Source organism: Gordonia sp. McavH-238-E (assembly GCF_022348225.1).
GTDB lineage: Bacteria > Actinomycetota > Actinomycetes > Mycobacteriales > Mycobacteriaceae > Gordonia > Gordonia terrae.
On sequence record NZ_JAKRFE010000017.1, the window covers coordinates 71,159 to 90,396 of the forward strand.

The 19,238-nt window shown below is 67.9% G+C and carries 18 protein-coding genes; 7 read left to right on the plus strand and 11 right to left on the minus strand.

Features of this window, described 5'->3' with window-relative positions:
• Nucleotides 1-532 precede the first annotated feature (532 nt).
• Both MHN80_RS21675 and MHN80_RS21680 read right to left on the minus strand, forming a co-directional pair.
• The gene (locus MHN80_RS21675; protein ID WP_239403627.1) at nucleotides 533-1,540 is read right to left on the minus strand and encodes a bile acid:sodium symporter family protein; all 1,008 of its coding nucleotides are present in this window, start codon (nucleotides 1,538-1,540) and stop codon (nucleotides 533-535) included.
• 43 nt (nucleotides 1,541-1,583) lie between these two features.
• Nucleotides 1,584-2,093, minus strand: coding sequence for an SdpI family protein (locus MHN80_RS21680; protein WP_004021012.1), 510 nt, complete (start codon nucleotides 2,091-2,093; stop codon nucleotides 1,584-1,586).
• A gap of 108 nt (nucleotides 2,094-2,201) precedes the next feature.
• Here MHN80_RS21680 and leuS point away from each other — a divergent pair, with 108 nt between their 5' ends.
• The gene (gene leuS, locus MHN80_RS21685) at nucleotides 2,202-5,084 is read left to right on the plus strand and encodes a leucine--tRNA ligase (protein ID WP_239403628.1); all 2,883 of its coding nucleotides are present in this window, start codon (nucleotides 2,202-2,204) and stop codon (nucleotides 5,082-5,084) included.
• Between the two features lie 90 nt (nucleotides 5,085-5,174).
• Here the strand turns inward: leuS and MHN80_RS21690 are convergent, their stop codons facing one another.
• Nucleotides 5,175-5,507, minus strand: coding sequence for a TfoX/Sxy family protein (locus tag MHN80_RS21690; RefSeq protein ID WP_064572148.1), 333 nt, complete (start codon nucleotides 5,505-5,507; stop codon nucleotides 5,175-5,177).
• A gap of 72 nt (nucleotides 5,508-5,579) precedes the next feature.
• Between MHN80_RS21690 and MHN80_RS21695 the strand changes: the two genes are divergently transcribed.
• Nucleotides 5,580-6,773 carry an acyl-CoA dehydrogenase family protein gene (locus tag MHN80_RS21695; RefSeq protein WP_239403629.1) on the plus strand — a complete coding sequence of 398 codons (1,194 nt, stop codon included), beginning with the start codon at nucleotides 5,580-5,582 and terminating at the stop codon, nucleotides 6,771-6,773.
• 29 nt (nucleotides 6,774-6,802) lie between these two features.
• Here the strand turns inward: MHN80_RS21695 and MHN80_RS21700 are convergent, their stop codons facing one another.
• Together MHN80_RS21700 and MHN80_RS21705 are read right to left on the minus strand one after the other, a co-directional pair.
• Nucleotides 6,803-7,768: a lipase family protein gene (locus MHN80_RS21700; RefSeq protein ID WP_239403630.1), complete on the minus strand. Its 966-nt coding sequence runs from the start codon at nucleotides 7,766-7,768 to the stop codon at nucleotides 6,803-6,805.
• Nucleotides 7,769-8,107: 339 nt separating this feature from the next.
• On the minus strand, nucleotides 8,108-8,950 hold the full coding sequence (locus MHN80_RS21705; RefSeq protein WP_239403631.1) for an RDD family protein: 843 nt from the start codon (nucleotides 8,948-8,950) through the stop codon (nucleotides 8,108-8,110).
• Between the two features lie 111 nt (nucleotides 8,951-9,061).
• On the opposite strand from MHN80_RS21705, the gene MHN80_RS21710 reads away from it, so the two are divergent.
• From MHN80_RS21710 to MHN80_RS21725, 4 genes are all read left to right on the plus strand, one after another.
• Nucleotides 9,062-10,057: a stage II sporulation protein M gene (locus MHN80_RS21710; protein WP_064571866.1), complete on the plus strand. Its 996-nt coding sequence runs from the start codon at nucleotides 9,062-9,064 to the stop codon at nucleotides 10,055-10,057.
• 7 nt (nucleotides 10,058-10,064) lie between these two features.
• Nucleotides 10,065-10,259 carry an epoxide hydrolase N-terminal domain-containing protein gene (locus MHN80_RS21715; protein WP_239403632.1) on the plus strand — a complete coding sequence of 65 codons (195 nt, stop codon included), beginning with the start codon at nucleotides 10,065-10,067 and terminating at the stop codon, nucleotides 10,257-10,259.
• An 11-nt stretch (nucleotides 10,260-10,270) separates the two neighbouring features.
• Nucleotides 10,271-10,903 carry an alpha/beta hydrolase gene (locus MHN80_RS21720; RefSeq protein ID WP_239403633.1) on the plus strand — a complete coding sequence of 211 codons (633 nt, stop codon included), beginning with the start codon at nucleotides 10,271-10,273 and terminating at the stop codon, nucleotides 10,901-10,903.
• Nucleotides 10,904-10,987: 84 nt separating this feature from the next.
• Nucleotides 10,988-11,263 (plus strand): hypothetical protein, encoded by a 276-nt coding sequence (locus MHN80_RS21725; RefSeq protein WP_004021020.1) that lies wholly within the window; start codon nucleotides 10,988-10,990, stop codon nucleotides 11,261-11,263.
• Between the two features lie 64 nt (nucleotides 11,264-11,327).
• Here the strand turns inward: MHN80_RS21725 and MHN80_RS21730 are convergent, their stop codons facing one another.
• From MHN80_RS21730 to MHN80_RS21755, 6 genes are all read right to left on the minus strand, one after another.
• Nucleotides 11,328-11,999 carry an RraA family protein gene (locus tag MHN80_RS21730; RefSeq protein ID WP_239403634.1) on the minus strand — a complete coding sequence of 224 codons (672 nt, stop codon included), beginning with the start codon at nucleotides 11,997-11,999 and terminating at the stop codon, nucleotides 11,328-11,330.
• Nucleotides 11,999-13,504 (minus strand): tripartite tricarboxylate transporter permease, encoded by a 1,506-nt coding sequence (locus tag MHN80_RS21735; RefSeq protein ID WP_004021031.1) that lies wholly within the window; start codon nucleotides 13,502-13,504, stop codon nucleotides 11,999-12,001. The genes MHN80_RS21730 and MHN80_RS21735 overlap by 1 nt, the downstream gene beginning before the upstream one ends.
• The gene (locus MHN80_RS21740) at nucleotides 13,504-14,067 is read right to left on the minus strand and encodes a tripartite tricarboxylate transporter TctB family protein (protein WP_239403635.1); all 564 of its coding nucleotides are present in this window, start codon (nucleotides 14,065-14,067) and stop codon (nucleotides 13,504-13,506) included. The genes MHN80_RS21735 and MHN80_RS21740 overlap by 1 nt, the downstream gene beginning before the upstream one ends.
• On the minus strand, nucleotides 14,057-14,455 hold the full coding sequence (locus MHN80_RS21745; RefSeq protein ID WP_064572029.1) for a universal stress protein: 399 nt from the start codon (nucleotides 14,453-14,455) through the stop codon (nucleotides 14,057-14,059). Before MHN80_RS21745 ends, MHN80_RS21740 begins: the two co-directional genes overlap by 11 nt.
• 59 nt (nucleotides 14,456-14,514) lie before the next feature.
• The gene (locus tag MHN80_RS21750) at nucleotides 14,515-15,561 is read right to left on the minus strand and encodes a tripartite tricarboxylate transporter substrate binding protein (protein ID WP_239403636.1); all 1,047 of its coding nucleotides are present in this window, start codon (nucleotides 15,559-15,561) and stop codon (nucleotides 14,515-14,517) included.
• Between the two features lie 255 nt (nucleotides 15,562-15,816).
• Nucleotides 15,817-16,497, minus strand: a complete 681-nt coding sequence (locus MHN80_RS21755; protein ID WP_004021035.1) for a GntR family transcriptional regulator — start codon at nucleotides 16,495-16,497, stop codon at nucleotides 15,817-15,819.
• Nucleotides 16,498-16,603: 106 nt separating this feature from the next.
• Here MHN80_RS21755 and acnA point away from each other — a divergent pair, with 106 nt between their 5' ends.
• Nucleotides 16,604-19,198, plus strand: a complete 2,595-nt coding sequence (gene acnA / locus MHN80_RS21760) for an aconitate hydratase AcnA (protein WP_239403637.1) — start codon at nucleotides 16,604-16,606, stop codon at nucleotides 19,196-19,198.
• Nucleotides 19,199-19,238 lie beyond the last annotated feature (40 nt).

The window sequence follows — 19,238 nt, forward strand, 5'->3', positions numbered from 1 at the left end:
GGTGGCGCTGAGGTAGATCGTCCCGGCGCGCACTGGAAGAAATCGATGGCTGAAGGTCAACCGGCCGCCGACAATACGAGGATGGAACCCAACAACTACGCAGATGACAGGGCCCCGACTCCCGCGGACGGTCCTGTCGATTTGGTGGTCGATGGTGAGCTGTGGCAAGTAACCGTGCAGTCCGACGGGGGTTGTCGTTACGCCTGGGTCTCTGGTCCGAACCCTGGCTACGGCTTCTCCTCAGGCCCGGTTCGCATCGCGTGGAGGGAGCCCGTCATGTCTCCCACCCCCCCCCGCCAACGAATCCGGGTCGGACGATCGCCTACCTACGGAAGTCGATCAGTGAGTTCCTGGCGGAGATTGACCCCAACACCGGGTACCTGTCCGAAGAGTGAACCCGTGCTGGGCCGAGGTGGAGTGGCTGCCCCTCTTCCTGCGAATATGTCATAACGGCGTTGAAGCTAATCGGTTCGTGCACGCACGTCGTTGTCACGGCGTCGACACCGCGGACGACAGCAGCGCCATCAACTGATCAGACCGGCGCGCCCGCCGCTTCGGCGGCGTCCGCCTCGCGTCCGTACCGGGTGGCCAGCCAGGAGCAGATCATCAACTGAATCTGATGGAAGATCATCAGCGGCAGCACGATGAGGCCGACGGTGGTCCCGGCGAACAGGACGGTCGCCATCGGCAGTCCGGTGGCCAGGCTCTTCTTGGTGCCGCAGAACTGGATGGCGATCGTGTCGGCGCGATCGAAGCCGAGCCGCTTCGGGAGCCAGCCGGTGATCGTGAGCATGACCAGGACGAGCAGCAGCGAGATGACGGTCACGGCGATGACCTGGCCGACGCCCACGGTCGACCAGATGCCCTGGACGACCCCCTCGCTGAACGCCACATAGACGACGAGCACGATGGCGCCACGGTCGGCCAGCTTGGTGATCTTCGCGTGCCGGGTGAAGAACGGGCCGACCCATTTGCGGGCGAGCTGCCCGATCAGGAACGGCACCAGGATCTGCGCGACGATCTTGAGGACCGACGTCGCGTCGATGCTGATGTCGCCTGCGTTCTGCATCAGCGCGACGACGAGCAGCGGGGTCAGGAAGACGCCGAGGATGTTCGACGTGGACGCGCTGACGATGGCACCGGCGATGTTGCCCCGGGCCATCGAGGTGAAGGCGATCGAGGACTGGACAGTCGACGGCACCAGACACAGGAACAGCAGGCCGGCGTAGAGATCCTCGCCGATCAGCGGCTCGACGACCGGTTTGAGCGCGAGCCCGACGATCGGGAACACGATGAACGTGAACGCCAGGATCGTGACGTGCAGTCGCCAGTGCCGGAGGCCTTCGAGTGCCTCGCGCGGATGCAGTCGCGTGCCGTAGAGGAAGAACAGCGCGGCGATTGCGACGATCACCACCCAGTCGAGTGCCTCTGCTGCCGCGCCGCGAACCGGCAGGAAGGCGGCGACGACGACGGCGATGATGATGGCCAGGATGAAGCCGTCGATCGGTGAGCGATCGAGAAGATTCTTGAGAGTACGCATGGATGTGCCCCGAGATCAGTGGTGTGAGACGACGCGGGCCGACTCAGGCCTGGGCCGAGTCGCTCGCGCAGACGCCGCGCAACGAGCAGGCACCGCAGCTGCTGGTGCCGCAATCGGCCGCCGGACCCGAGGTGTCCTCGTCGGCGGCATGACCGTGGGCGTCGCCGCCCGAACAGCAGGAACAGCCGTCGTCGTCGACGGGTACGGCTGCCGCGGCACGTACGCCGATGCCGCTGACCAGTCCGATCACCACGAGCGCGACGACCAGCGAGACCAGGCCGAAGGCAACGGCCCACCCGCTCGGGACCGCGAGGGTCGCGATGCCGCCCAGGGCGAGGATCAGACCGGCTCCCAGGGTGCCGGGCCCGGCGATGCGGTTGGCGACGGTGAACGCCTCGTCGGATCGCATGGTCTCCGCGGAGCGGACGCCGATCCAACGATTGCGCGGGAGGGTGCCGCGGAGTCCGCGGATTCCTACCACCGCCCAGAGTCCGGCCAGCACGAAGAGCAGTACGGCAACGGCGACGGACACGGCATTCACGACCCACAGCATACGACCGTGCGTCGTACGGCGGAGAATCGGTATCGGACGCGCCGGCGCCGGCCACCGCGGAAGCGACCGGATTGGGGGGCTGCGGCCGACAGGATTTACCCTGGTCGCGTGACTTCAGCCGAGAAGACGAGCGGCGACACCGCCGGCACGACCGCACACCGCTACACGGCGTCGGTCGCCGGGGAGATCGAGCAGCGCTGGCAGCAGACCTGGTCCGACGAGCACGCCTACGAGGCGCCGAATCCCGTCGGGCCGCTCGCCGGTGACCTGTCCGCCTTCGGCGGCGGCTCTGCCGACGCGGCCGACAAGCTCTTCGTGCAGGACATGTTTCCCTACCCGTCCGGTGCGGGCCTGCACGTCGGCCACCCACTCGGCTTCATCGCGAGCGACGTCTTCGCCCGCTACCAGCGGATGACCGGCAAGAACGTGCTGCACACGATGGGCTTCGATTCCTTCGGCCTGCCGGCCGAGCAGTACGCCGTGCAGACCGGTACCCACCCGCGGACCACGACCGAGCAGAACATCGAGCGCTACCTGGGCCAGATCCGCCGGCTCGGGCTGGGCCACGACGAGCGTCGTCGGGTGGCCACCACCGACGTCGACTTCTACCGCTGGACCCAGTGGATCTTCCTGCAGATCTACAACGCCTGGTACGACGCCGACCAGGGCAAGGCCCGGCGCATCTCCGAACTGGTCGACGAATTCGTCTCGGGTGCACGAGCATTGAGCGGAAAGCACGAGGGGCGAAACTGGGCCGACCTCTCCCCCGCCGAGCGCACCGAGATCCTCGACGACCATCGCCTGGTGTACCTGAGCGATTCGCTGGTCAACTGGTGCCCGGGGCTGGGCACCGTGTTGGCCAACGAGGAGGTCACCGCCGACGGTCGCAGTGACCGCGGCAACTTCCCCGTCTTCCGGAAGCACCTGCGGCAGTGGATGATGCGGATCACCGCCTACTCCGACCGCCTGCTCGACGATCTGGATCTGCTGGACTGGCCGGACAAGGTCAAGACCATGCAGCGCAACTGGATCGGACGCTCGCGCGGCGCGCAGGTTCGCTTCGACGTGCCCGGTGTCGGCGGCATCGAGGTGTTCACGACCCGTCCCGACACGCTCTTCGGCGCCACCTACATGGTCCTCGCGCCCGAACATCCGCTCGTCGACGAGCTGACCGGAGGCGAATGGCCTGCCGGCACCGATGACCGATGGACCCGCGGTGCAACGGATCCCGCGACCGCGGTCGCGGAATACCGCGCGTCGATCGCCGCGAAGTCCGACCTCGAGCGGCAGGAGAACAAGGAGAAGACAGGCGTCTTCACCGGCAGCTTCGCCGTCAATCCCGTGAACGGCGAGCGGGTTCCGGTCTTCGTCGCCGACTACGTGCTGATGGGATATGGCACCGGTGCGATCATGGCGGTTCCGGCCCACGACGCCCGGGACCACGAGTTCGCGACGGTCTTCGGACTGCCGATCCGCGAGGTGATCGGCTCCGACACCGACATCGCGACCGAGGCCTACGTGGGCGATGGTCCCCTGGTGAACTCCGGGTTCCTGGACGGTCGCAACGTCGAGGACGCGAAGGCGGCCATCGTCGAACGTCTGGAGGCCGACGGTGTGGGCTCCGGACGAATCCAGTACAAGTTGCGCGACTGGCTGTTCGCGCGGCAGCGGTACTGGGGCGAGCCGTTCCCGATCGTGTACGACGCCGCCGGTCAGCCGCACGCGCTGCCGGAATCACTGCTGCCCGTTGAACTCCCGGAGGTCGACGACTACGCGCCGGTGTCCTTCGATCCGGACGACGCCGACAGTGAGCCCTCTCCCCCACTGGCGAAGGCCACCGACTGGATGACCGTCGAATTGGACCTCGGCGACGGCGTCCAGACCTACACGCGTGACGCCAACGTCATGCCCCAGTGGGCGGGCAGTTCGTGGTACCAGCTGCGCTACATCGACCCGACCAACTCGGAGACCCTGTGTGCCAAGGAGAACGAGGCGTACTGGATGGGTCCGCGCCCGGCACTGCACGGTGCGAACGATCCGGGCGGTCTCGACCTGTACATCGGTGGTGTCGAGCACGCCGTGCTGCATCTGCTGTACTCGCGGTTCTGGCACAAGGTCCTGTTCGATCTCGGTTACGTCACCAGTCGCGAGCCGTACCGGAAGCTGTTCAACCAGGGCATGATCCAGGCCTACGCCTACACCGACTCGCGCGGGGTCTACGTGCCTGCCGAGGAGGTCACCGAGGAGAACGGCGAGTTCTTCTACAACGGTGCGAAGGTCCGCCAGGAGTACGGCAAGATGGGCAAGTCGCTGAAGAACTCGGTGGCCCCCGATGACATCTGCCGTGACTACGGTGCCGACACCCTGCGCGTCTACGAGATGTTCATGGGTCCGCTGGACCAGTCGCGCCCGTGGGCGACCAAGGACGTCGTCGGCTCCCAGCGCTTCTTGCAGCGCATCTGGCGGCTCGTCGTCGACGAGGAGTCCGGTTCGCTGCGCGTCGCCGACATCGAACTCGACGACGAGACGAAGCGACTGCTGCACAAGACGATCGCCGGCGTTCGCGAGGACTACGACGCGCTGCGCAACAACACCGCGGTCGCCAAGCTGACGGTCCTGACCAACCACCTCACCAAGAACTTCGAGAAGTCGGGTGCGCCGCGGGATGCCGTCGAGCCGCTCGTGACCATGCTCGCCCCCCTGGCCCCGCACATCGCCGAGGAGCTGTGGCACCGGCTGGGTCACGACACTCTCGTGGTGCGGGCGTCGTTCCCGGTGGCCGACGAGGCGTGGCTGGTCGAGGACACCGTCGAGATCCCGGTCCAGGTCAAGGGCAAGGTCCGCAGCCGGATCACCGTCTCCGCCGACGCCGACGAGGACACGGTGCGCGCCACCGCCCTCGCCGACGAGAAGATCGTCGCGATCCTCGACGGCGCCGAGCCCCGCAAGGTCATCGTGGTGCCCGGCCGGATGGTGAACATCGTCCCCTGACCTCTGCTCCCTGAGGTGCGAGGAGCGTAAGCCGCCGGGCCGAGCGAGCGAAGCGAGTCGAGGTCGACGAGCCTCGAAGGGCGACGCTATCTACTTCGGCGGCAGCTTCCGCGCGAAGTCGGAACCGATGGCGATCCAGCGGGAGAGCTGTCGGTCGGTCGCGATGCCCGCGTCGTCGACGCGTAGCCACCCGCGGGTCTCACGGCCGGACATCACCATCGGCCGGGTGTGCGGGTACTCGAGGAGGCTCTCGGTCTCCTCGGGTGCGACGCGGACCATGATCCCGCCCTTGCCACTGGCAGCGACGGCCATGTTGCCGTTGATCAGGAACGCCAGCCCGCCGAACATGGTCTTCTCGTCGAGGCCGCACTCGGTCGCCAGCAGAGCGCGGATGCGGTAGGCCAGTTCCTCGTCGTACGCCACCGGTCCAGGCTATTCGGCTTCGGTCACGGACCGGGACTTGGCAAGGAACTTACTGCGCAGTAAGGTGCTGACATGGCGATCAACCTGGAGCTCCCGAAGAAGTTCGATTCGACGGTCGAGCGCACCCACATGGCTGCCGAGCACCTCTTCCGGCCGATCTCGCGGAAGTACGACCAGGCCGAGCACGAGTATCCGGTCGAACTCGACGAACTGGCGAAGCTCGCCAAGCAGGGCCGATCCTCGGAGAAGTCGGACGACACCGAGAAGCCGGCCTCCGACGCGCCGTCGGTGAACGGCGCCAACATGCGCGGTCTGCTCTCCGCTCTCGAGATGAGCTGGGGCGACGTCGGCCTGCTGCTCTCGATCCCGGGCCAGGGCCTCGGCAACGCGGCGATCGCGGCGGTGGCCAACCCCGAGCAGCTCGAGCGTTTCGGCGATGTGTGGGCGGCGATGGCCATCACCGAGCCGAGCTTCGGCTCGGACTCGGCGGCGGTGTCGACGACCGCGACGCTCGACGGCGACGAGTACATCCTGAACGGCGAGAAGATCTTCGTGACCGCGGGCTCGCGCGCCGACCACGTCGTCGTGTGGGCGACCATCGACAAGAGCGTCGGACGCGCGGCCATCAAGAGTTTCGTCGTCCCGATGACCACCGACGGTGTCACCGTCGCCCGTCTCGAGCACAAGCTGGGCATCAAGGCCTCCGACACGGCGGTCATCCGCTTCGAGAATGCGCGGGTGCCTGCCGAGAACCTCCTGGGTTCGCCGGAGATCGACACCAAGAAGGCCTTCGGCGGGGTCATGCAGACCTTCGACAACACCCGCCCGGTCGTCGCGGCGATGGCCATCGGGCTCGGTCGCGCGTCCCTCGAGGAGTTGCGGCGGATGTTGGAGGAGGCCGGTCACCAGATCGACTACGACCGTCCCGCGACGTCGCAGCACGCCACCGTCGCCGAGTTCATCCGACTCGAATCCGATTGGGAGGCATCGTGGTTGCACACGGTGCGGGCCGCGTGGATGGCCGACAACAAGCAGCCGAACTCGACCGAGGCCTCGATGTCGAAGGCGAAGGCCGGCCGTACTGTCACCGACATCACCAACAAGACCGTCGAAATCGGCGCCACCGCAGGCTATTCCGAGACCTCGCTGGTGGAGAAGTGGGCGCGTGACTCGAAGATCCTCGACATCTTCGAGGGCACGCAGCAGATTCAGCAGTTGATCATCGCGCGACGGGTACTCGGCAAGACCTCCACCGATCTGAGGTAGGACCCGAGTCGGGCCGTCGCCCGACGTCCTCACCTCTGAGCGATGAGCCAGGTGGCGATGGTCGCGGCGTTTCGTGGGTCGGTCGCCACTCCCGGGTGTCCGGTGAAGTGGTCGGAGTAGGTCACCGACACCCCTGCCCGTCGGTAGGTGTCGACCAGACTGGACACCAGGGGTTGGGGGGACACGGTGTCCACGGTTCCCGAGTCGATGCGCACCGGGAGTCCTGGTGGAAACCGCAGACGGGCAACGTCGTTCGCCTTGAGCACCTCGAGCAGTTCCCGCTTCATCTCGTCGCCCCGGGGGCCGAGGAGTTGCGTCGGAGCGAGACCTCCGAAGGAGTCCGGCGCTGTCAGGTCGGCGTAGCAGCGGGTCTCCACCTGTGGGCGCAACGCACGTGCCCGCGCACTGAGCCCCCCGTTCTCCATCAACGCATCGAAGCCGGGATCTGCTGCGGCCGCGCCACTTCCGATCAGCGCGGCCAACCCCATGAGTTCATCGATCGCCGGCCCGGCCACCGGGATGTTCGACGCCCCGTCGAGCAGGTCGGCCACCCGTGTCGGCGGTGCCAGCGCCGACACACCGCGCAGTCGCAGATGTCCCCATTCCGAGGAGGGACGGCCGGCGGCCGACAAGGCGGCGACGGCGCCCTCCGAGTGGCCCGCGACGACGACGTGACGACCGATGCGTGCGTCGTGATCGGCCGCGGCGAGCGCCATGTCGATCGTCGACCGCGCCAGCGAACGCCCGATGAGGTAGGGGTGCGGACCGGGCGAACCGATTCCCTCGAAGTCCGGCCGGGCCACGACGAATCCGGCGTCGAGCAGGCGCGAGACGATGGCGTCGCCGGAGACCATCCGAGGCAGTTCGGGGTGCCCGGCGTGCGCCGCGGACGGCGCACAGACGTCGGCGGCGCCCACCGTCATGTGGTTCCAGACGGCAAGAGGCCAGCCGCCGGGCGGGGGAGGGGTCGACGGCGTGAGGAGGGTACCGGACATCACCGTGGGCACTCCTCGCACGGAAGTCGAGGTGTATCGCACGCGAAGCGTCGAATCAGCCTGGGGGAGGGCTATGGTCCGGTCGGTCACGCTCTCGATATCGATGATGCGGGGGATCACTTGCTGGACCGCCGGTGCCCCCTCGGCCGGCGCCGCCCATGACGGTCCGCCGCCCGCGAGGACCGCGGCACAGGCCATTCCGGCGGCGAGGAAGACGGAGACCGGGCGCCGCCCGCCGGCTCGTCTCGTGTCCCTCGCGGAGGGGGCCGGCACCGTCACCCCAGCAGCGTAACCGCCACGGTCACCGCGCGTGGCGAGCCGAGCGGCCCGAGGCACGGATCATCGCAACAGACGCGCGCGCAGTTCCGCCTCGCGCGCCAGGCGTTCGGTGTCGCGGCGCCGGCGCTCGGCCATGATCGCCGACAACACGTCCTCGAACGGGGCCCCGGGTGGGGGAGCCGGGGCGACGAACGGTGCGACGTCGAACACGATCCGTCGCGCGGCGTGGGCCCGCGGTTCGGGTTTCATGCCGTGCCGGCCGTTGAGGAACTGGCGGATGATCACGGCGAGCCGATCGGGAAGTGCGGCCATGTCGGCCGAGACGGCCCACGACGTCAGGCCCGGCGGCATGTCGATGGGTGCCTGTTCGACCAGCCGATGACGGTCGCGGATCACGTAGGTCCCGGCGAGCAGATCACCCAGACGCTTGTTCCTGCGGGAGATGGCCGCCGAGATCAGGGCGGGGAGCCCGAGGCAGGCGTAGAGCTCGACGAAACCGATCAGGGCGCGGGTCAGCGAGTGCCGGAAGCCCGTCGGTCCGGCATCGTCCCGGACCGTCCGGAGACCGAGGACGAGGTGGCCCACGGACTTTCCCGGGGTCAGTGTCTCCAGCAGTGTCGGGAGCGCGACGACGGCGACGATCGGGATCAGCGTGTTGATGGTTCCCCGCCACGCCTCGCTCGCCTCGCCGGCGACCTTGAACGACAACCACCACAAGAACAGCCACAGCCCGAACCCCAGCAGGACGTCGATGATGCCGGAGAGAATCCGATAGCCGAGGTTCGCGGGCGGCAGTGCGAGCGCGACCGCTTCGCCGGAGACGAGGTCGTCGCGCCCGACTCCGACCGTCGCCGTGGCGCCGGATCCCCAGGCGGGGGGTCGCGGCGGCACGGGATGAGTCATCACGCCTCACCCTACGACGCGGTCCCGGGAGGCGGCATCGGGAACACACAGCGCGGACGTCCGCTGAATGACACGCGTCGCCGGCGCGAGAATGCCGGATACGCTGGCCGCGTGGACCTCGACGCCTATGTCTCCGCGCATCGCGCGACGTGGGAGCGGCTCGACGCGCTCTCGCGGCACCGCCGACTCACCGGTGCCGAGGCCGACGAGATGATAGACACCTACCAGCGGGTGGCCACCCATCTGTCGGTCATCCGCTCGACCGCCCCCGATGCGTCGCTCGTCGCGTACCTGTCGGCTCTGCTGGCACGCGCTCGCGGTCGTGCGACCGGTACCCGGGTCAGCACGCCGGCGACGGTGATCGAGTTCTTCACGAGGTCGTTCCCCGCCGCCCTGTACCGGATGCGCTGGTGGTGGCTCTCGGTGATGGGCGGGTCGCTCGGTGCAGCCGTGATCATGACGTGGTGGGTCCTCGAGCACCCGCGGATCGAGAGCTCGTTCGCGTCACCGGGCGAGATCGAGCGCCTCGTGACCAACGACTTCGAGAACTACTACAGCGAATACGAGGCGACGTCGTTCGCCGCGCGCGTGTGGACCAACAACTTCTGGCTCGCCGCATTGTGTATCGCGTTGGGCGTCTTCGGCTTTCCGGTGATCTGGATGCTCTACACGAATGTCCTGAACCTGGTCGTCGTGGCGTCGATCATGATCCGCCACGGCCGTGGCGACCTGTTCTTCGGACTGATCCTGCCGCACGGGATGCTCGAGCTGACCTGCCTGTTCGTCGCCGCGGGGGTGGGACTGCGAATCTTCTGGGCGTGGGTGTCGCCGGGAAATCGGACGCGCGCAGCGGCTCTCGGCGAGGAGGGCCGGGCGGCGGTCGGCGTGGCACTGGGCCTGGTCGTCGTGTTGTTGCTGTGCGGGGTCATCGAGGCGTTCGTCACGCCGTCCCCGCTCCCGACCTGGGCGCGCATCGGGATCGGCGTGACGGCCTGGTCGCTGTTCATGGCATACGTCTTCGTCGCCGGCCGCCGAGCGTACGAGTACGGCGACACCGGTGATCTGGACGAGGCCGACCGCGGACTCACCGCACCGACGGTGCGGTGACCGGGACATGTTCCGTCGCAGCACGACCGCCGCGCTCGACGATCTCCGGGACCGGCTGCTCCGCTTCCGGTCGATCCCGCGCGCCGACGTCGCCGGGACCGGTGGATTCGATCCGGAGTTGCTCGATGACCTCGTCGATCACTGGACGACCGGGTTCGACTGGCGGATCCACGAGGATCGGATGCCGTCGCTACCGCGATGACGGAGTTCGGTGTGGACAGGTTCACCGTCTCGGCCGGCGACGTCGGGTGTGACGTGGCGGAAGCCCTGGCCGCCCGCCACCCGGAGCGCGTGGCATCACTGCACCTCACTGATGTATCCCAGTATCACTTCTTGACCGACCTCCCGCCCGACCTCGACGACGAGGAGGTGGCGTATGTGGAGCGCGGGCATCGGTGGCAGGCCGCCGAGGGCGGATACATGCACCAGCAGTCGACGAGGCCGGACACCCTGGCGGTCGGACTCGGCGACTCTCCGGTCGGACTGGCGGCGTGGATCGTCGAGAAGCTTCTGCGCTGGACCGACTGCGACGGTGACATCACCCGCGTGTTCTCCTACGACGAGGTCCTCACCTGGGTGACCGCGTATTGGCTGACCGGCACGATCGCGACATCGTTCGGCCCCTACGCGACCAGGGCTGCCAAAGACTGGCCGCGGGTCGAGACGCCGACGGTGTTCACGCTGTTCGCCCACGATCTGGTCAACGCCCCGAGGCAGTTCGCGAACCGTCACTTCGCTGTCGCCGACTGGCGCGAGTTCGATCGCGGTGGGCATTTCGCCGCGTGGGAGCGGCCGGACGACTACATCTGGGGTCTGCGCCGCGCACTCGAGGCCGGCGGTCACTGACGGCCGAGGAGTGGGTCGCCGCAACCGGACCCACCTGAGTGCATACGATCACCGGAAAGACTCGACGACGGAGGGAACACTCTGATGGCCGCAGGCAAGCAATCGCTGGACAAGGTCTCGTTGGTGGGCGGGGGACTCGCGGCCATGGGGCTCGCGCATTTCGTCGCCCCGCAAGCGTTCGCGCCGATCACCGCGCCGGTGTTCCCCGACGACACCACCACGTGGACCTACCGCAACGGCGCCTGCGAGACCGCAATCGGTGCGGCGCTGGTGTCGAAGCGCACCCGACGCCTGGGCCTGGTCGGGCTGGCTGGTTACGTGGGCTTCCTCGGCTACAGGGCGGCGCTTGCGAAGAAGTGACGGCGGGTAGTGCGCAGAGTGCGGGATCAGTATCGGAAACCGATGCGAATCCCGCACTCTGTGCTCAAATCCGCCCGAACTGCGTCATCGCATCGGCGAGGGTCATACCGTTGCGGATCGCCGCACGGACGTCGATTTCCTTGTCCGTCATGGTTTCGGCGGCCTCGAGCACGACGTCGACGATCGCGGCGGGGATGACGATGACGCCGTCGTCGTCGCCGAGGATGAAGTCCCCGGGTTCGATGACGACCGGTTGCCCGGAGGCGCCCGGCAGGGTGACGGGCTGCTGCCACGCGCTGACGCGCCAGCGACCGCTGGTCTGGACCGACGTCGGGTAGCGCGAGAATGTCGTGAAGCCGATCTCGTGCAGCCACTTCCGGTCGCGGACACCGCCGTCGAGCACTGCGCCGGGAGAGCCCCGCTGCATCATCCCGGTCGCGACGAGTTCACCGAAGTAGCAGACACCACGTCCGTTCCCCTGCCACACCGAGACCTCGTCCGGGCCGATCTCGTTGCACGCCTGCGCTTTCAACGGGTCCCGTCCCGGGGCGTCGCTCATCGCACCCGAGATGGTGAACGCCCACTCGGCCAGACGTTCGCGCCCGGCCACGCAGGCGAGGTCGGTCCCGAGCGCCTGATCACGGTGGCCGAGGTCGTCGAGGACATCGGCGACATTGGCGACGTCGACGGCGAGGAACCGGGAACGGATGAGTGCGCGGTCGGTGGTTGTGCGCATCACGTGTCCTGACGTGTCCGCATGCGCAGGCGGCGGAACGCGGTGAACAGGACGACAACAGCGAGGACGCCGTAGAGGACCCAGGTGATCGCGCTGCCCACCAACACGCTCGGATCCCCGCCGCTCGACATCATCGCGTTGCGCAGGCTGGTCTCGGCGAGGGGGCCGAGCACGACGCCGATCATGACCGGCGCGAGCGGGAAACCGTAACGGCGCAGCAGATATCCGACGAACGCGATCGCGATGACCAGGATGAGGTCGGTGATCGCGGCCGAGGTTGCGTAGACGCCCAGGACGCAGAACACCGCGATGCCCGCGTAGAGGTAGTGCCTGGGGATCAGCAGCAGCTTCGCCCAGATGGCGGCGAACGGCATGTTGAGGATCAGCAGCATGACCAGGCCGATGAACAGGCTGGCGATGAGGGTCCACACGAGGTCCGCGTTGCGTTCGAAGAGCAGTGGTCCGGGCTGCAGGCCGTACTGCTGGAACGCAGCCAGCATGATGGCCGCGGTGGCGGACGTGGGCAGGCCCATGGCGAGCAGGGCTCCCATCGCGGTGCCCGACGTCGCGTTGCCCGCCGCCTCCGGTCCGGCGACGCCGCGGATGGCGCCCTGTCCGAACTGGGGGTCGGGTCGCTTGCGGTCCAGGCGCCGCTCGGTTCCGTAGGCGAGGAACGTGGGAACCTCCGCGCCACCGACCGGGATGACGCCGAACGGAACACCGAAACCGGTGCCGCGCAGCCACGCCGGGAGCGCCTCACGGAACTCGGCGCGCTTGAGGAAGGGCCGGCCGATGACGGCGTCCGCGTCCGGGGCACGAGTGCGGTGGATGCGCGAAGCGACATAGATGACCTCGCCCAGGGCCAGGGTACCGACGGTGATCACGATGATGCTGATGCCGTCGAACAACTCGGGAGCGCCCATGGTGAAGCGCTGGGTGCCCGAGATCCCGTCGATCCCGATGACCGCGAGGATCAGACCGATGAGCAACCCGGTCAGGCCCTTGATGACGGAGTCGGAGACCACCGAGGCGATCGCGATGAACGCGAAGACGGCCAGTGCGAAATACTCTGCGGGACCGAACTGGATGGCGAGGTCGGCCAGCTTGGGAGCGAAGAACACGACGATCGTCGTCGCGATCATCCCGCCGATGAAGGCGCCGATGGCGGCGGTGGCGAGCGCCTGTGCGGCCCGCCCGCGCTTGGCCATTCGGTGACCTTCGAACGATGTCGCGATGGCGGTGGACCCGCCGGGCGTGTTCATCAGGATGCCCATGGTCGAGTCACCGAACAGACCGCCGAAGTACACACCGGCGAACATGATGAACGCGGCGGTGGGGTCGAGGGTGAAGGTCACCGGGAGCAGCAGCGCGACGGCCATCGCCGAACCGAGACCCGGGAGCACCCCCACCGCGGTACCGAGCAGCGCGCCGATGAAGACCCAGAGCAGGTTCATCGGCGTGAGCGCCTGGGAGAAGCCCTCCAGCAGAAGCGAGACGTTGTCCATCAGAACAGCCCTCCCAGGATGCCGGCGGGCAGATTCAGACCGAGGCCCGCCGAGAAGAACGCCTGCACGGCACAGGAGACGACGAGGGACACCCCGATGTCGAGAATCGGGCGGGTGGAACCCATGGCGTGGGCGACCATCCAGAACAGCAGTGCGGCGGACATGATCCAACCCAGCGGGATCAGCAGCACGGTGAAGGCGATGAGCCCGGCCAGGACGAGACCCATTGCACGCCAATCGCTCTGCGTGCGCCACTGTCCGGTTGCGGGTGGGACGATGTCGGGATCGGGCTCGTCGGGGTGACGGAGCGTCTGCACGGTCAGGAGACCGGCGATGAGGTAGGCGCAGATCGTCAGGATGATCGGGAAGAACGCCGGCCCGGGAGTGGCCGCGCTTCCCGGGATCTCCATGCCGATGATGCCGGCGGTCAGGTAGACGGCGAGCGCGAGCATCAGGCCCGCGACGACCAGACCGCTCCGTCCGGTGAGGGGTCGGCGGGCGCGCACCGGTCCGTCGTCGATCGACGTGTCCGCGGGCTGGGCCGCCGCGTTGTCAGTCGTCATGATGGGCTGCCTTCACCGCGAGGACCGGGACCTCGGCGTCGATGAGGATGCGCTGCGCGTTGGAGCCGAGCAGGAGCTTCCCGACCCGCGACCGTCGGCGCAGGCCGACGACGATGAGATCGGCGGACAATTCTTCCGAGACGTCGATGAGTTCGGCGGCCGGATCGGAGTCCTCCCGGCGATGGCCGACCCAGCGGATCGCGATGTCGTCGATCGGGTTTCCGGCACGGGCGAAGTCCGGCTCGGGGATGCCGCCGTCGTCGTCGACAGCGGGGGTGTCCATGTCGAAGATGATCAGTTGCGAGTTCTCGCTGCGCGCGACGCGACGGCCGTGTTCGAGCGCCGCGCGGCCTTCGGGCGTGTGGGCGAAGGCGACAAGGATGGTCATGGTGTCTCCGTGATGTCGTGTGAGGCAGGGGTTGTGCGGTGGAGGTCCGGGGTCATCGGTCAGTACCCGAGATCGGCCCAGATGCCGCGGACGAACTCCGACTGCTGGTCGATGACCTCGGTGAATCCGTTCCCCGGGGTGAACGTGTCGGACCAGTTGTTGCGCTGCAACGCATCTCGCCACTCGGGTGACTCGACGACCTCGGTGACGATCGCCTCGAGTTCGGTGCGCTGGTCATCGGTGATGCCCGGCGGCGCAACCACTCCCCGCCAGTTGGTGAGGGCGACGTCGTAGCCCAGTTCGGACAGGGTCGGCAGGTCGATGGCCGGGACCGGGGCGGGAGCCGAGATCGCCAGCGCGCGGAGGTTTCCGGCGGTGATCTGGTCGACGAAGTCCTCGTAACCGCTGACCGAGGCCTTGATCGTCCCGGACATGAGCGACGTCGCCAGCTCGCCGCCCCCGGAATAGGCGATGTAATTGACCGCAGCGGGGTCCATGCCGTTCTCGCGGGCCATCTGGCTGATGATCATCTGATCGACGCTGCCCAGCGATCCGCCGCCGAACGTGAAACCCTTCGGGTCCTTCTTCCACGCGGCCATCAGCTCGTCGACGCTGGTGATCGGCGAATCCGCAGGTACGACGACCACGTCGTAGTCATCGGCGAGGCGAGCGATCGGGGTGACGTCGCCGAGATCCACATCGGACCCGTTGATGTTGATCGCGCCCAGCATCGTGATGCCCATGACCATGATCGTGGTGGCGTCCCCGGTCATTCCGGCGAACTGACTGAGCCCGATGGTGCCGCCGGCGCCGGGGATGTTGACGACCTGCGAGTTGTTGACGATGTTCTGGGCTCGCATCGCCTGCTGCATCTCGCGCGCCGCGCCGTCCCACCCTCCGCCGGCGGCGGCGGGAGCGATCAGGGTCAGCTGAGAACGTGCGTCGGCCCCACCCTCACTCCCGGCCGCGTCGATGACCCCGACGGCGACGATCGCGACGGCGACCAGGGCACCGAGCGCCTTGACGAGGGTGGGCAGACGCCTCGGAGTGGACGGTGCCGGCGGTGTCTCGGCCGGTTCGTCGGCACCGGGAGGTGGTGAGGTCATGCGTTGCTCGTTTCCATTCGGGGTCGGTCGCCGAGGCCGAGTAGTGCCAACATCGCCTTCTCGATTCTGGGTCGGATGTGAGGCAACCACGTCGGTGGTCACATCAGGAGTGTTGGTGTAACCGGCATCACGGTCACGCTTAGGCGCATAAGTATCGTTTTGCGCTTTTCGCGCGCTTAACCGTGTGTGCTGGTTATAGATTATAACCTATGACCGTGACGCGTGCCACATCGCACAAAGTGCAGAGGTGGGCTGTCAGGCGGTTGCGGAATCCTCGGCGAGCGCATCGATCGCGCGACGCCCCAGGCTGTTGCCGATGTGCTCGCGCATGACCGCGTTCGCTCGGTCGGCGTCGCCGTCGGCGACGGCCTCCATGATCGCCCGGTGCTCGGCGGTGACCCGCGACCGGTCTTCGGGGGAGTCGCCGCGGTGGGAGAGGCCGATGACCCGGTAGCGGTCTGCTTTGTCCCAGAGTCGTTCGAGGATGTCGATCAGGACGGGATTGCCCGATGCGCGGTACACCGTGCGGTGGAATTCCCGGTGTCGGACAAGGGCATCGAGATCGGATGCGCTGGCGATGGGCGACAGGCGATCGAAGGCCGCGCTGATGGCCGCGATGTCGGACGCAGTCCGCGTCTGCGCGGCGAGCGCCGCCGCGAGTGGATCGAGATTCTCGCGCACCTGGTAGAGGTGACGTGCCTCGTCGGCCGACACGGGGGTCACCCGAGCATCCCGGTGGGCCTCGAGTTCGACCATGCCCTCGGCGGACAGGCGACGGATCGCCTCACGGAGGGGCGTGGTGCTGACGCCGATCTCGGCCGCGAGTTTTGCCTGGGGGATCACCGCGCCGGCCGGGAGGACGCCGGTGAGAATGCGTCGCTGGAGCTCGGCGTATGCGTAGTCGTTTTTGGTGAACATCCCGCCGGGTGTCGTCATGGCGGGCCTCCGGGTGGTGGTCGTGGGCGTCGGGGTCCGGCGCTCCCGGACGCGGAGATACTAGCACCGGTGGTGCAAGTTATAGGTTATAACCTATGATGAGCGAATGAGCAGATCAGAACAGTGCGGGTCCGAGCTGCCGGTGGTCGACGTCGAGCAGCGAGTCGACGTCGATGTGTACCGGCAGTGGCCCACGGTGATCCGCCTGCTCGCCGAGAACGTGACCCGCCGAGCCGACCCCGACACGCGCGACCGAGCCCTGCGTGACATGGCGCGGTGGCTCGAGACCGGCAGCAGCGACGCCGAGATTCCGTACGCACCGGGTCGGTTGCTGATGCACGACACCACCAGCACGCCCGCCCTCGTCGACATCGCCGCGATGCGGGACGCGGTCGCCGCCCGCGGTGGGGATCCGACGGCGTTGAGCCCGCGCCTGCCGGTGGAGGTCTCGGTGGATCATTCGCTTGCGGTCGAGTCGTTCGGGCGCCGCGATGCCGCCGTCGTCAACTTGGCCCACGACATGCGCCGCAACGCGGAACGGTATCGCTTTCTGTCCTGGGCGTCGAAGACCATGGACACCGTGCACATCAACCCGCCGGGCACCGGGATCATGCACACGATCAATCTCGAACAGCTCGCCGCCGTGGTGACAGTGGAGGCGGTCGATGGCGTCGATCACGCGGTCCCCGACATGATGCTCGGCACCGACAGTCATACCCCCATGATCAACGGTCTGGGTGTACTGGGCTGGGGCATAGGCGGATTGGAAGCCGAGACGGTCATGTTCGGCATGCCGACCACCCTGCGGGTCCCCGAGGTGGTCGGTGTGCGCCTCACCGGTGCGTTGTCCGCGGGCGTGCTCGCCACGGATCTCGCGCTGGTGGTCACCCACCGTCTGCGCGACATCGGGGTCACGGGTGAATTCGTCGAGTTCTTCGGGCCGGGCGTATCGGCGCTGACGGTGGGCGAGCGGGCGGTGATCGCCAACATGGCACCGGAATACGGTGCCACCACCGGGTTCTTCCCCGTCGACGCACGGACCCTCGACTATCTGGCCGACACCGGGCGTTCGGTAGAGCACTGCGACCTCGTCGAGTCGGTCACACGACGTCTCGGACTCTGGTTCGACCCCGACGCCGTGCCGCGTTTCACTCGCACGATCGACATCGACCTGAGCGCCGTGGTCCCCTCGGTGGCCGGCCCGCGCCGTCCGCAGGATCTCGTACCGCTCACCGATCTGCCGGCGACCTTCCGCGCCGAGGCGCCTTCTGTATGCGACGACGACATCGACATGCCCGCCTTCCCCATCGCCATCGCGTCGATCACGAGCTGTACCAACACCTCCGACTCGCGCTTCCTCATCGCCGCGGGCCTGGTCGCCCGCCGTGCACGGGAGCGAGGGATGCGGGTGCCGCCGTATGTGAAGACCTCCCTCGCGCCGGGTTCGCCCTCCGCTGCCGGCGTGCTCGAGCGAGCCGGGCTCGTCGACGACCTGTCCGCCGTCGGATTCGACATCGTCGGATTCGGTTGTGCGACATGTATCGGCAATTCGGGTGGACTACCTCGTGAGATCGCCGGGGTGGCCGCTGACGGAACACGCAAACCGGTTGCCGCACTCAGCGGCAACCGCAACTTCCCCGGCCGCGTCCACCCGGACCTCGAACTGGGGCTGCTGATGTCACCGCCGATGGTGATCGTCTTCGCGCTCGCCGGTGATGCGGCCATCGACCCCACCGCCGAACCGATCGGGGTCGACGCCGACGGACGGGCCGTGATGCTCGCCGATCTGTGGCCCAGTCCTCAAGAGATCGACTCCCTCACGGATTCGTCGCGGCGGCCGCGCGATGTCGTCGGCGACTTCGTCTCGGCGTCGCGCAATCCCGCGTGGGACGCACTCGATGTACCGGATGAGCCGCTCTTTCCCTGGGACCCGTCGTCGACGGCGTTGCGGCGTCCCCCGTTCGCCGATGACGGTTTCGCGCGCAGCATGCTGGGCGACTACGACGCCCACCCGCTGCTCGTCCTCGGCGACGACATCACCACCGACCACATCTCGCCGGCGGGGGCGATCCACGTCGAGAGTCCGACCGGGCGATATCTCGTGGAGCGGGGTGCGGCCCCGGGCGATCTCAACGTCTACGCGTCCCGACGCGGCAACTGGGAAGCCATGTTGCGGGGTGGTTTTCAGAACAAGAATGTCCGCAACGCGCTCGCCCCGGATGCGGGTCCCGCGCACACCGTGCACGCACCCACCGGCGAGGTCATGACCCTCCCGCAGGCCGCCGACCGGTACGCGCAGGACGGCGACGCGGTGGTGATCGTGGCCGGGGAACGGTACGGCATGGGCAGCTCGCGCGACTGGGCGGCGAAGCTCGTGCGTCTCCTCGGAGTGCGGGCCGTGCTCGCGCGCAGTTTCGAACGCATCCACCGGTCCAATCTGATCGGCGTCGGCGTCCTGCCGTTGCTCATCCCCGCTGACGTCGACGGCGGCCTGCAGGACCTGCGGCCGGGAGACCGGTTGCACATCGTCGGCACCGCCGATGCCGTCGACCGCGGGACGGTGCCGGTCGAGGTTCGGCGGGTGGACGGGACCGCCGTCCGCTTCGACGCGCAGGTCGCCGCGGAGACCGACCTGGACCGCCGCCTGCTCCGACGCGGCGGGGTCATCCCCAGCATTCTGGACGAGCAACTCGGCAGGTGACCTCGTCGGCCGGGGCGGCGCCGGGACGCAGCTGCCAGCG

Excerpts from the sequence above, each read along its gene's own strand:
- MHN80_RS21675 (WP_239403627.1), bottom strand. The coding sequence starts at position 1,540 with ATGCGTACTCTCAAGAATCTTCTCGATCGCTCACCGATCGACGGCTTC.
- MHN80_RS21680 (WP_004021012.1), bottom strand. The coding sequence starts at position 2,093 with ATGCTGTGGGTCGTGAATGCCGTGTCCGTCGCCGTTGCCGTACTGCTC.
- MHN80_RS21695 (WP_239403629.1), top strand. The coding sequence starts at position 5,580 with ATGGCGATCAACCTGGAGCTCCCGAAGAAGTTCGATTCGACGGTCGAG.
- MHN80_RS21700 (WP_239403630.1), bottom strand. The coding sequence starts at position 7,768 with ATGTCCGGTACCCTCCTCACGCCGTCGACCCCTCCCCCGCCCGGCGGC.
- MHN80_RS21705 (WP_239403631.1), bottom strand. The coding sequence starts at position 8,950 with ATGACTCATCCCGTGCCGCCGCGACCCCCCGCCTGGGGATCCGGCGCC.
- MHN80_RS21715 (WP_239403632.1), top strand. The coding sequence starts at position 10,065 with ATGTTCCGTCGCAGCACGACCGCCGCGCTCGACGATCTCCGGGACCGG.
- MHN80_RS21725 (WP_004021020.1), top strand. The coding sequence starts at position 10,988 with ATGGCCGCAGGCAAGCAATCGCTGGACAAGGTCTCGTTGGTGGGCGGG.
- MHN80_RS21730 (WP_239403634.1), bottom strand. The coding sequence starts at position 11,999 with ATGCGCACAACCACCGACCGCGCACTCATCCGTTCCCGGTTCCTCGCC.
- MHN80_RS21735 (WP_004021031.1), bottom strand. The coding sequence starts at position 13,504 with ATGGACAACGTCTCGCTTCTGCTGGAGGGCTTCTCCCAGGCGCTCACG.
- MHN80_RS21740 (WP_239403635.1), bottom strand. The coding sequence starts at position 14,067 with ATGACGACTGACAACGCGGCGGCCCAGCCCGCGGACACGTCGATCGAC.
- MHN80_RS21745 (WP_064572029.1), bottom strand. The coding sequence starts at position 14,455 with ATGACCATCCTTGTCGCCTTCGCCCACACGCCCGAAGGCCGCGCGGCG.
- MHN80_RS21750 (WP_239403636.1), bottom strand. The coding sequence starts at position 15,561 with ATGACCTCACCACCTCCCGGTGCCGACGAACCGGCCGAGACACCGCCG.
- MHN80_RS21755 (WP_004021035.1), bottom strand. The coding sequence starts at position 16,497 with ATGACGACACCCGGCGGGATGTTCACCAAAAACGACTACGCATACGCC.
- acnA (WP_239403637.1), top strand. The coding sequence starts at position 16,604 with ATGAGCAGATCAGAACAGTGCGGGTCCGAGCTGCCGGTGGTCGACGTC.